Here is a 12,229-nt window from a genome sequence, read left to right on the forward strand (position 1 = left end):
TTTTCCCTGCACGGGTATCCTGCCCGTACTCTCTCCCGAAAATAAGCCTTTTATCCGTTCCGGCATGGACGCCGGAAACGCCATACGTACCCGAGTTTGCGGAGCAAACTCGAGTTAAAAATTGGACTCAGGATGTCCGATTTTTACACTTTCCATTCGATACCTTTTTGGAAATTGTCCCACATACTTGCGTACAAGCCCTTCCGTGCAAGCAGTTCCTTATGTGTTCCTTCTTCTGCGATTTTGCCTTCGTCTATAACACAGATTTTATCTGCGTTTACGACTGAGGAAAGGCGGTGTGCAATCATGATGACGGTTTTGTCTTTGAGCAGTACGTCGAAGGTCTTTTTGATTTTGTATTCGTTTTCGGCATCGGCAAAGGCGGTTGCTTCATCAAGCACGATGATGGGGGCATCCTGCAACAGGGCGCGGGCGATAGCAAACCGCTGGGCTTCTCCTCCTGAGACGTATGTGCCCTTGGTGCCGTACACTGTGTCGATACCGGCGGGGAGTTTTTCGATAATATCCATACACTCGGCTTTGCGGAGTGCTTCCATTACCTCTTCGCGGCTTGCATCTTTTTTGCCGTAGCGGATATTTTCTAAAATGCTTTCCTTAAAAAGCTTATTCTCTTGGAACACAAAACCGACAGTGTGCAGCAGGTCGCTTGTTTTTATATCGCGGATGTCAACATCGCCGATACTGATACTTCCGGAATCGATTTCCCAAAAACGGCCGAGCAAATTGACCAGTGTGGTTTTGCCGCCGCCTGAAGGACCGACCAGTGCGGTGAGCGAATGTTCGGGGATGTGCAAACTGATACCGTTTACCGCAGTGCGGCTCTGGGTTTGCAGGCTGGTACTGTCAGTAGTTCCTGTTTCTGTAGCCGTGGTACAGTCTTTTTCTGCTGCTTCGGATGCCGCAGCTTCTCCCTCGCTATTATTGTGCGCTGCGGCGGTCTTTGTCGTTTTCGCTGCTTCCGGTGCTGTCTCCGTCTTATATGAAAATATCACGTTGTTAAATGCAATATCATATTTTTTAGGCAGTATGGATGTTTCCGGTTCCTTGGTCAGCGGCGCTTGCAAAATATCTTCGATACGGTTGAGTGCATCGTTTGAACGCTGATAAAACGTATTTGCATACATAACTTTCATCAGCATCGTGTAGGTAACCGGTGCAAAGGCGAGGTAAAATACAAAGCTGTAAAAAAAGTGCGGATCAAGCGTTGCCGTCCCAGCCATCAGTAAAGCGGTAGGCAGCAAGAATACAAAGCCTAGTTTAATAAGCGATAAAAAAATCGAATAGCCGTTTTCCCACGACATCGAATATTGGAGAACGAACTCTTTATAGTTCATAATCGAGGTGTAAAAGTTTTTGAAATAGTAAACAGACTGATTAAAAGTTTTGATAACCGAAATACCGCGTACATATTCGGTACCCGCGTTGTTCATCTGCTCAAGTGCATCTTCATACTTTTGCATAAAACCGGAGTTTGTACTAATCCGCATTAACACAGCTTGCAGAACAAACGCAAGCACAAGCGGTAAAAGGGAAATCAGCCCGAGCCGCCAGTCGAATACCAATGTAAGCGCAAGTATTGCAAAAGGAGAGACCATGTTCTGTGCGGTGTCGGGCATATTATGAGCAATGAGCGTTTCAAGCTGATTAACATTTTTTTCAAACACCTTGCGCACCTTGCCGCTGACATGCGTAATATGCCAGCCGATGGGTAGGTCCGCCAGCGCTTCCGCCATTCGTATCGAAAGGTTTTGTTGAATGGTAAATGCCGTCGCGTGCGAAAGCATGAGCGCTGCGTAATACAGCACAAAGCCCGCCGCAGCAGCACCGACCGCCCACAGCCCGTAGCGTGTAAGAGCTGCTGCATTCACCGCTTCTTTTGCCGCAACTGCGGAAATCACATCGCGCATTACAAAGAACACCATAATGTACGGCACAAAACTGACGAGTGCGCTTAAAGCGGAAAGCACCAGCGACAGTGGCAAAAGCCCTTTGCTGTTGCCCGCATAGCTTAACAGCCGCTTAACGGCTTGCTGCTTCGCCGGATTTCGTTCCTGCTGCTGCGGTGCAGCACTCTCCTGTGCCGGATTTTCCTCTGTAGCATTTGCCGGGGATTGCCGCTCCTTTGCAGCGCTTTTCTCCTGCGGCTTTTTTGTATCATTCATAGAGAATAGTCCTCCATATCAAATAATCGACGACATCGTCAGTTGTTTGATATGAAAAAATATATCCAAACAGAAACAGATTGTCAATGATGTCTAACAATTGGTGACACCGGCACAGAGTGCAAAGGGTAAAACCTGTATACGAATGAGATTACGCTATAGGAAGCTTCTAAAAATAGCAAGCCTATCGACTCCGCTAGTGCGGATTGCAAATCAGTTTTTTAGAGGTTCCTTTCAGACGTATTTGCGATGTTATCCTATTAAAACACAGTTAATAGGAGGGCATTGTTTGACCTATTGCTTATATTCCTTGACCTTGTTTTCACCCCATGTTACACTTTTAAACAATAGGGGCGCAACTGAAAGGAGGTTAGACGATGAAGAAAACACTCATAACTTGTTTACTGGTGTGCTGTGTCTTAATGCAGGGTACTGCAGCAGATTATTACGTTTCAAAAGAAACGGGTAAGAACGGAAACGCAGGTACGAAAGATGCACCGTTTAAGAACATTGAAAAGGCTGCTGAGAAAGTAGCGGCCGGGGATAAAATCTATGTTGCCGAAGGTAATTACTATGGCGTTCGGGATAAGGGTTTTATCATGATCCAAAAAGCGGTCGAGATCTACGGCGGCTATTCAAAAGATTTTTCCAAGCGGGATGTTTTAAAATACCGTACGCTCGTTATGCCGCCTGCCTCTTCAAACGGTACAGGCCGTGCAAATAAGGCTATGGAGTTTGATATTAAAGACGGGCAGGGTAAAAAACTTGTTATTGACGGTATCATCTTCGATAAAGGAGCTTCCAACGGTTACCATCCGACAAAAGGCAAACCTGCCGGTGTAGAAACCGGTATGCTCATCCTGCCGCCGGGTGAAGGCGTTAATGGCGGTGAAAAATCCATTACAACAGAAAAGGCAATATTCGGCGGCAGTATTATGAAATGTGATGTGCTTATTCAAAACTGTGTATTCAATAATGCTTCCAATTTTGCTATCCAGTTCGGCGGTACCGGTGATGTAAAAATTTTAAACAATGTCTTTACATCGAATGCGATGTCTGCTTGCGAAATTTGGGGAAAGGAAAATAAACCGACCGCCATAACGCTCGAGTTCGCATATAATACGGTTTTGTTTACGTGGCCGCGCACTCATTCTTTTGAGGATATGGGATACGGATTCCGCGTTATGACAAAGGTTGAAGTAAACGTACACCATAATATTATCGGGCTTTCTGCGCTTTCCGCAATCGATCGCTGCCGTATCGACAGCCCTGCTTCCATGGAAAACGGACGAAAGGTACTTGTAGACAACAACCGGTTCTTTATGAATAAACAAGCGGATGCAACCCTGCCGGGCTTAGGTACCTTCGAATATGTATGGGTAAAAGACTTTGAAGACGTTGAACGCTTTAACAGCGCCGAAGGCAACGAAGAGCTGAAAGACGTAGCTCCGCTTAAAAAAGTTTTAAACCAAGCATATTTGGCAGGTTTCTTAAACGCAACCTATAAAGAAAAAACCGACTATGACCCGAATTCCGCCGCTAACGAGTTCAGACGCGCTATGGGAATAAACCAGACGATGAAAGTTCAAACCGATGTGTCGATGTTTGCAAACAAATATCCGCAAGATGATGCGGTAAAACTGTTCGGCGCAGTCAAAGGTTTCGGTGCACAGGCGATTAAGTAAGTTCACTTTAATTGGTAATTCGGCTCAATGTGCAACAAGTAATTGATAATTCAATTGCTTGTTGCACTATTCGGAATAACCGTATGTCCGCCGACAACCGACGGGTGAATAGTTACTATTTCTTCCACGGAATAAAGCGGTTAACCCGTTTGCAATACGCTGCGTATTCATCGCCGAAACGTTCGGTAAGCCATTGCTCTTCCGTCAATTTCATAAACACGGTAAGGTATACCCAAAAGAGCAGCGGTAATATCAATATATACCAATTTCGGCAGACTAATAACGCACCGGTGCAGATAAATAAAAAAGCGGAATAAATCGGGTTACGCACGAGGGCGTAAACACCATCCGTTGCAAGCTGATTTGATTTTATCTTAATATCGATACGGGAACCGAATACTGCAGCGCACCACAATGCGATGCCGCCGCCAATACACAATATCCCGGCAATGACAAAAACGATTGTAATGATTGCACTACGTACGTTTCCGTTTGTCAGTAGATCGAATTTTACCACGGTAATACCTGCGGCAGTGAAGGCAATCATAATTGCAATACATACAGGACCGATACCCATTACAGGGAGATGTTCTTGTTCAGTTGTTTTCATTTAAGTATCCTTTGTCTCCTTTTTACTACGAATAGTGCCGATCAGATGTTGTAAGCTCAAAATCGGATGTCGGAATAACATACGCGGGCCGCTGTAACGCATAACTGCGCGGATTTGCCGACGCATCTCCGGCTTGTAGCAATGTACCGGACAAACGTTACAAAACGGTTTTTCATGCTTGCCACGGTATCGGCATTGTTCAATTTGTTTATGTGTATATGCCTTTAATGACTCTATGTCCGGTACCGCTGCCTCAATAACTTCCATATCAGACTTTGAAGAATCATACCGATGCGCCGTTGCATAGAGATCGATCATCGAATCAACTAAGCGCACTTCATCTTCTACCGTCATCTTATGCATATCGGTACCTCATTGTTGCGTAATCGGAACAATTTATTCGCACGAAGCGTTTACGACTTCGATGCTCTGCCTTTGGGAATTCGATTGCTCACATTCGGGTACTGTTATCGTTTGGTTCCCTTTTATATGAATGTCGAGCTGTTGGAAAGGTATCTCAATATTTTCTTGCTTAAGCCTTTCATCTATTTCGACAAACAGTGAATTACGTAAATTTACAAAGTCTTCGATTTTTGTCCATGCCATAAGAGTCAAATCAATACTTGAAGTTGAAAAACTTGTCCAAAGAATTGATGGCGCAGGATCATCAATAATAAATGCATTATTTTTTGCAACGGATAAAAGTATTTGCTCCAGCTTTCTTAAATCAGTACCGTAAGCGACACCCAATTCCGTCTTAACCCGTCTATACGGAAACTGAGAATAATTTATCAGGTTTGCTTTTATTATCGTCTCATTTGGAATTCTGACGTATTGACTGTCAAATGTTTTTAGGATAACCGACAATAAATTAATCGATTGCACCGTGCCGATAGTTCCTTCAACTTCAATGACGTCGTTTATTCTAAATGCTCGTTCGGTTATAACAAATAATCCGGAAATAATATTCGATATTGAAGTTTGAGCTGCAAAGCCTATTGCGACACCGGCAATTCCCGCAGCACCAAGGATGGCCCTGATGTCTATCCCCAACCGATGAAAAACCGTCAGCACCATAACGGCAAAACCTGCGTATCTGATACCTTTATCAATTATATGCTGTATTTGCAATGAACATTTTTTTACCGTGATTTTTTTTACGATAGAATTCAGTATTTTAAAAAAGAGAGAGATAACAGAAAGAATAAAAACAAATTGTATAATACTCCATATTTTTGCAGTGAGTATTTCATTTGTTTCTGTAGTAAAAAAGCCGGTGAAATTTTTGATAGAAGTGCTTATGCTGTTCATGGCAGGGATTTTACCATAGTTATAAAAAACAATAAAGGCATGGGTACATCAGCGCGCAGCAGCTTAAAACATATCTGACTAAAATCACACAAATTAGCAATACTTGACATATCCTTCTTTTTTATGTTATAAACCCACGATTTAAATTAAAAGAGGCAATGATGATAAAGCGCTTACGGCAACACCAGTATAATCCTTGTGTACCATTCGGGGGTATAATCCGCAGGGGTTTACCCTTTCAACTGCCGGTAAGCATTATTACCGTAACCGATAAGGATACTGTTTTCTAAATGAAGACAGTATCCTTTTTTTTTGCTTGAGGAGGTTCTATGATAAACGGGAAGAAGGATATCATTTCAATGAATGATTTTACCGCAGAAGAAATTCTGCTCATTTTGAAAAAGGCGGAAGCAATAGAAAAAATGTCCGATGAGGAAAAACTTTCGCTGATGCACGGCAAGATTGTTGCAACCATGTTTTATGAACCGAGCACGCGAACCAAACTATCATTTGAGTCGGCTGCAATGCGGCTCGGTGCAAATATCCTCTATTTCGATACGGAACATTCATCCGTTAAAAAAGGAGAATCCTTTTCGGACACCATACGCATGGTGGAATCCTATTCCGACATCATTGTGATTCGTCATCCGCTGGACGGAGCGGCGCGTCTTGCGGCTTCCGTTTCTCATAAGCCGGTGTTAAACGGCGGCGACGGTTCAAACCAGCACCCAAGTCAAACGCTGCTCGATTTGTATACCATTATGAAAGAAAAAGGCACTTTGGAAAATCTCCACATTGCTTTTACCGGCGATTTAAAATACGGCCGTACCGTTCATTCGTTGGTTAAAGCCCTCAAGCATTTTCATCCGGTTATCTACTTTGTTTCTCCGTCAAACCTCGCCATGCCGCAATATCTTCTTGACGATTTGAATGATGCAGGAGTTACTTACTATATAGAAGAAAACTTTACCGGCTGCTTGGATAAACTCGATGTATTTTATATGACCCGCATTCAGCGCGAACGCTTCCCCGATCCGGAAGAATACGAAAAGGTGAAAGGCATTTATATCATCAATAGAGGCAACATAGAAGGGAAGTGCAAAGACGATATGATTATCATGCATCCGCTGCCGCGTGTGAATGAAATCGATGTGGATTTGGACACGACAAAATATGCGCGTTATTTTGAACAAGCGCGGAACGGCATCCCGATTAGACAAGCAATGATGATGCTCTCCCTAGAACGGTAGTAGAGAATGAAGTGTATTAAAGTCAGAAGGAGTTGAATGATGGAATTACAGATAACTGCATTAGAAAACGGAATAGTGATTGACCATATACCGCCGGAGCGTACCTTTGCGATCGTCAAAATGCTGAAATTAAAAGAGTATACCGATATGGTAACCGTCGGTTTTAATTTGCATAGCAAGGCGCACAGTAAAAAAGGTCTGATTAAGATTGCCGATAAAACATTGACCAAATCTGAGCTGGAAAAAATTTCGCTGTTGGCGCCCCATGCGACGGTCAATATCATTAAAGACAGTAAGGTTGTACAGAAAATACCACTCGAACTGCCTGATGAAATTGAAGCGTTTATGCACTGCGAAAATTTTAAATGTATTTCAAATAATGAAGCGGTACCGTCTCGGTTTATAAAAGTACATTCTCATGGGCAGGACTGCTACAAGTGTTTTTACTGTGAACGGGTTATTCCGATCGCCGACATTAAGCTTAATTTAAATTAGCGGAGAAGCGGTATGGAACACCGGTGCGGAAAAAAGCATTTTGAAAAAACCGAAATTGTTTCCCATGAATATGCGGGAGCCGATTGTTACTGTCTCACTGTCCGATTGCCGCGGAGGCTGGAAGACTCCGAGCTTCCCCGTGCGGGACAGTTTTACATGATCAGTTTGCACGATAAATCCCATATTTTACCCCGCCCCATCAGTCTTCATTCATTTGATGAGAAGCAGGGTACCTTGAGCTTTGTATACCGCCCCATAGGCGCCGGCACACAAGAATTAACACAATACCGTGCCGGTGAAAGCCTTGCTATTCAAGGCCCCTTGGGGAACGGCTTTATGATTCCTTCCGCCGGCTCCTGTCATATTATCGCGGGAGGCGGTATAGGGCTTGCACCGCTGCCTGAACTGATACGGGCTATTCGGAGCAGACAGCCGGAAGCGCGCATTATTTTTTTTGCAGGAGGACGCGACCGGCATATTCAAGAACTTATCGATTTTTTTGCCCTGCCTGCGGATATTGAACTCATCCTTTGTACCGATGACGGCAGCCTCGGTATTCACGGGTTTGTACCGGATGTGCTTTCAGCGTATATTGAAAAATGCCGCGGCAGCGGGGCTTCCTCTGCGGACATCGCGATGATCTATTCCTGCGGCCCCACTGCGATGCTGAATAAAATACGTGCGTTTTCGCAGTCGGCGCAGTTACCCTGTCAGCTTTCCCTTGAACGCCGGATGGCGTGCGGTGTGCGCGCCTGTATGGGATGTTCCATTCAAACGGCTGCGGGGGTGAAGAAAGTATGCGCCGACGGCCCTGTTTTTGATTCGCTTTTATTCCCGCACGAATTGCCGTAAAAATGAGAGAATGATATGAGCAAACTTACATTGGATTTTTTAGGTTTACATTTAGCGAACCCGTTGATGACGGCGAGCGGCTGCTTCGGCTACGGTACCGACTATGCGGATTTCTTTGATCCGAATATCCTCGGTGCGGCGGTACTGAAAGGGTTAACGCTTGAGCCGCGGGATGGTAATGCAGGAGTGCGGATTGCAGAAACGCCGTCCGGTATGCTCAACTGCGTCGGTTTGGAAAATGTCGGCTATGATGAGTTTGTGCAGCGGGTATTACCGGAAATCCTTCCGCAGCTGCACATTCCGCTGATTATTAATATTAACGGCAAAACTGCAGAAGAATATGCGGAACTTGCCGCACGGCTGAACGGCATCGCGGAAGTTGCGGCCGTAGAACTCAATATTTCCTGCCCGAATGTAAAGCACGGGGGGATGGCTTTCGGTACCGATCCGGCGCAAACGGAGCGGGTAGTCTCGCTGGTACGGGCGGCAAGCCGGAAACCGCTCATCGTGAAGCTGTCGCCGAACGTTACCGACATTACGGTTTTTGCCCGCATCGCGGAGGCTCAAGGCGCGGATGCCTTGTCGCTGATTAACACGGTTTCCGGTATGGCAATCGACATCAATACGCAAAAGCCGCTGCTCGGTAATATTTTCGGTGGACTGTCCGGCCCGGCGGTAAAACCCATCGCGGTCAGGATGGTCTATCAGGTGTCGCAGGTTACGTCGCTGCCAATCGTCGGGATGGGCGGTATACGGACTGCGGAAGACGCAATCGAATTTATACTTGCAGGCGCTTCGGCAGTTGCGGTCGGCTGCGGTCTTTTTAACAATCCTTGCGCTGCGGTAGAAATACTTGACGGTCTTGAACGGTATTGTGAAAGGCATCAAACTGCCGTTACGGATTTGGTCGGCCGCAGCCATCCCGACGGAGGCGCTGCATACCGCAGCAAACTCAAACATCGCAGTACTGTTCGCAATACCGTTCAATAAGAGGAGAGTAGGGGAGTCTCGAAAGCAAACAGCTTTGAGATACCCTCATCCCGGAGGAGTTTTACAATATGGAAAAAACACAATGCGGAACCATCAGCAGCGCTGTCCGCGAAAAATTGATTGTTGCGTTGGACTATAACACACTCGACCAAGCAGCCGCCCTCGTGGAGCAGCTCGGCGATAGCGTTACGGTGTATAAGGCAGGGCTCGAAATTTTCTTACGGACGAAGGGAGCCATTGTCGATTACTTGCACGGAAAAAATAAAAAAGTATTTTTGGATTTAAAGTTCCACGATATTACCAACACTGTTGTACAGGCCTGCCTTTTTGCGGCGGAGCAAAACGTGTTCATGTTCAATGTGCATTGCTCCAACAGCGAAAAAACCATGCGGGCAGTCGCCGAGATGCTCAAAGAAAAAGGCTCTCAGAGCATTTGCATCGGCGTAACGGTCTTAACCAATTTAAATGCACAGGACTTACAGCAATTCTACGGAGCTGCCGTCGATGTTGAAACAACCGTCGAAGCGATGGCGGCTGCTGTCAGCAATGCCGGTTTACAGGGTATTGTCTGTTCCGCTCAGGAGGCTGCCGCTATTAAACAGCGTTTCGGTAAGGATTTTATTACCGTATGTCCGGGAGTCCGCCCTGCCTTTACCCAAAGCGGCTCGTACGCCCAAAACCGCAAAGAAGATCAGGCACGGGTGATGACTGCCTACGAAGCGCTAAAAAACGGAGCCGATTATTTGGTGGTCGGCCGCCCGATTACCCAACATCCCGATCCCGTTCAGGCGGTGCACGCGGTTTTGGAGGAAATTAGGCAGGCAACGGAGGGCTAAACGGTGCTCATACTCAAAAACGGGAAAACCGTCCGCAACGAAATTATCGATCTTGTCATCAACGGCGATATAATTGAAGACATCATTATCAAACAGGGTATGTCAGGTCAAGACTGCCCGAAAGAGGTTCGCCCCGTACAGGATGCACAAGGAATGGACTCACAAGAGATTGACTTGGATGGCCGCCTCGTTATGCCGGGCATTATCGACCTGCACACCCACATGAGAGATCCGGGGCTTACCCATAAAGAAGATTTTTATACCGGCTCGCGCGCCTGTGCAAAAGGCGGCATAACGACTTTTTTTGATATGCCGAATACGCAGCCGCCGACGGTAACGGCTCAGGCGCTTACGGAAAAAATTGCACAGGCGGCGCGGGTTTCAGCCGTTAATTTCGGCTTCCACTTCGGCGCTTCAAAACACAATAATATTGATGAAATCCGGCGCGTTATCGGCAGCGGTCGGGCGCGCAGCACGAAGGTGTTTATGAATGTGAGCACCGGTCTTATGCTGATTGAAGATACCGCTCTGCTGACTGAAATTTTTAAGGTCGGCGGCTTGGTCTTTGTACATGCCGAAGCGGAGATGATCGACAAGGCGATTGAGCTGAATGCCCGCTATGGGAACGGTTTGTATATTTGCCATATTTCTTCCGAAGAAGAGATGCGGACGGTCATCAAGGCGAAGCAAAATCCTGAATTACATAACCGGCAGCATCCCATTTATGCGGAAGTAACGCCTCATCATCTTTTTTTACATACCGGTATGTGGGAAGTGAGCGCCGAAGCCGATATGCTGTTGCGGATGAAGCCCGAACTGAAAGCGCAATCCGATACTGCATTTTTGATGCAGGCCATTCGGGACGGCTACGTCGATACCATCGGCACCGATCACGCGCCTCATACGCTGGATGAGAAACTGGCACAGCTGACTTTCGGCATCCCCGGCGTCGAAACCTCGCTGGCGCTGATGCTCACTGCGGCGGCGGAAGGAAATATCACGCTGCCGCTGCTTCAAAAGCTGATGAGTGAAAATCCTGCTGCAATCCTCGGGTTAACGCGCAAGGGCGTACTTGCAAAAGGCGCCGATGCCGATATTACCGTTGCCGACACCGCGGTACACTGGCAGCTCGGCCGAAAGGACATAGTATCGAAATGCGGGTGGTCTCCTTTTGAGGGCTGGAACTTTATCGGTAAAAATTATATGACTATTGTCAACGGCAAGATAGTCTACCGTGACGGCCGTTTTGCCGCCGACTTACAGGAACGCCCCGCCGGACGTTTCGTATTTCAGGCATAGGAAATGAGGAGGAATAATTATGAATGCTGTTCACTGTGACAAAAAAGAAATAGAAATTGCGGTCGCTCGCACGCTCTTTGAGGTAAAAGCCGTCAAGATTAACGTTGCGGATCCCTTCACCTTTGCTTCGGGGATACGCAGCCCTATCTATTGCGATAACCGCTCTCTTTTAGGTTGGCCTCAGCAGCGCACTCTCATTACGGAGGCCTTTAAACAATTAATTCCTGCCGATACCGATGTGATTGCGGGTGTTGCTACGGCGGGGGTTCCGTGGGCGGCCTTCATTGCAAATGCCTTGAACAAACCGCTTGCCTATGTGCGTTCCGCGCCGAAAGATCACGGAACGGGCAGCACAATAGAAGGGGCGGCTGTTGCAGGTAAGAAGATAGCGCTTATCGAAGATTTAATCTCGACGGGGAAGAGCAGCATCGGCGCGGTGAAGTCCTTACGCGCAGCCGGAGCCGCCGAGGTGAGTTTAAAAGCGATTTTTTCTTATCAATTTGCGCAAGCTGATGCCAATTTTGAAAACGAAAACTGTCCCTTTGAATCGCTTTCCCGTTTTTCGGTTTTAATTGAGCTCTTGCAAAAAGAAAAGTATTTAAGTCCCGAAGAAGCCGCTATCGCGCTTGAATGGAACAAGGAACCCGAAACTTGGTTTGACCGTGTACGGCGCGGGTAAGGGGAACTATAAGCATTTTACGAGTGACAGAAAAATGAC

12 protein-coding genes are annotated in these 12,229 nt (G+C 46.4%); 8 read left to right on the top strand and 4 right to left on the bottom strand.

All coding sequences use genetic code 11. From position 1 onward, the window contains the following. Positions 1-143 precede the first annotated feature (143 nt). A complete protein-coding gene (locus E4N65_RS02525) occupies positions 144-2,183 on the bottom strand; it encodes an ABC transporter ATP-binding protein (RefSeq protein ID WP_253673927.1) in 2,040 nt (679 codons plus the stop codon). A gap of 377 nt (positions 2,184-2,560) precedes the next feature. Here E4N65_RS02525 and E4N65_RS02530 point away from each other — a divergent pair, with 377 nt between their 5' ends. Then, positions 2,561-3,868 (top strand): right-handed parallel beta-helix repeat-containing protein, encoded by a 1,308-nt coding sequence (locus E4N65_RS02530; protein WP_253673929.1) that lies wholly within the window; start codon positions 2,561-2,563, stop codon positions 3,866-3,868. Between the two features lie 115 nt (positions 3,869-3,983). On the opposite strand, the gene E4N65_RS02535 is transcribed toward E4N65_RS02530, so the two are convergent. Genes E4N65_RS02535 through E4N65_RS02545 form a run of 3 tightly spaced genes read right to left on the bottom strand, consistent with a single transcriptional unit; the run spans position 3,984 to position 5,789 of the window. Then, positions 3,984-4,478 (bottom strand): methyltransferase family protein, encoded by a 495-nt coding sequence (locus tag E4N65_RS02535; protein WP_253673931.1) that lies wholly within the window; start codon positions 4,476-4,478, stop codon positions 3,984-3,986. After that, positions 4,479-4,841 (bottom strand): nitrous oxide-stimulated promoter family protein, encoded by a 363-nt coding sequence (locus E4N65_RS02540; protein ID WP_253673933.1) that lies wholly within the window; start codon positions 4,839-4,841, stop codon positions 4,479-4,481. A 33-nt stretch (positions 4,842-4,874) separates the two neighbouring features. After that, the gene (locus E4N65_RS02545) at positions 4,875-5,789 is read right to left on the bottom strand and encodes a mechanosensitive ion channel family protein (RefSeq protein ID WP_253673934.1); all 915 of its coding nucleotides are present in this window, start codon (positions 5,787-5,789) and stop codon (positions 4,875-4,877) included. Between the two features lie 329 nt (positions 5,790-6,118). On the opposite strand from E4N65_RS02545, the gene pyrB reads away from it, so the two are divergent. The 7 genes from pyrB to pyrE all read left to right on the top strand — a co-directional run bounded on the left by pyrB (position 6,119) and on the right by pyrE (position 12,190). Beyond that, the gene (pyrB, locus tag E4N65_RS02550) at positions 6,119-7,039 is read left to right on the top strand and encodes an aspartate carbamoyltransferase (protein ID WP_253673935.1); all 921 of its coding nucleotides are present in this window, start codon (positions 6,119-6,121) and stop codon (positions 7,037-7,039) included. A gap of 36 nt (positions 7,040-7,075) precedes the next feature. Continuing rightward, positions 7,076-7,534 carry an aspartate carbamoyltransferase regulatory subunit gene (locus E4N65_RS02555; protein ID WP_253673936.1) on the top strand — a complete coding sequence of 153 codons (459 nt, stop codon included), beginning with the start codon at positions 7,076-7,078 and terminating at the stop codon, positions 7,532-7,534. A gap of 12 nt (positions 7,535-7,546) precedes the next feature. Further along, entirely contained in the window at positions 7,547-8,386 is an 840-nt protein-coding gene (locus E4N65_RS02560; protein ID WP_253673937.1) for a dihydroorotate dehydrogenase electron transfer subunit, read from the top strand. Positions 8,387-8,401: 15 nt separating this feature from the next. Beyond that, positions 8,402-9,376 carry a dihydroorotate dehydrogenase gene (locus tag E4N65_RS02565; RefSeq protein WP_253673938.1) on the top strand — a complete coding sequence of 325 codons (975 nt, stop codon included), beginning with the start codon at positions 8,402-8,404 and terminating at the stop codon, positions 9,374-9,376. A gap of 68 nt (positions 9,377-9,444) precedes the next feature. Then, positions 9,445-10,212: an orotidine-5'-phosphate decarboxylase gene (pyrF, locus tag E4N65_RS02570; protein ID WP_253673939.1), complete on the top strand. Its 768-nt coding sequence runs from the start codon at positions 9,445-9,447 to the stop codon at positions 10,210-10,212. Positions 10,213-10,215: 3 nt separating this feature from the next. After that, positions 10,216-11,511 carry a dihydroorotase gene (locus E4N65_RS02575; RefSeq protein WP_253673940.1) on the top strand — a complete coding sequence of 432 codons (1,296 nt, stop codon included), beginning with the start codon at positions 10,216-10,218 and terminating at the stop codon, positions 11,509-11,511. 19 nt (positions 11,512-11,530) lie between these two features. After that, positions 11,531-12,190: an orotate phosphoribosyltransferase gene (gene pyrE, locus E4N65_RS02580; RefSeq protein ID WP_253673942.1), complete on the top strand. Its 660-nt coding sequence runs from the start codon at positions 11,531-11,533 to the stop codon at positions 12,188-12,190. Positions 12,191-12,229: the final 39 nt, after the last annotated feature.

It is taken from the genome of Treponema sp. OMZ 855, assembly GCF_024181145.1.
GTDB lineage: Bacteria > Spirochaetota > Spirochaetia > Treponematales > Treponemataceae > Treponema.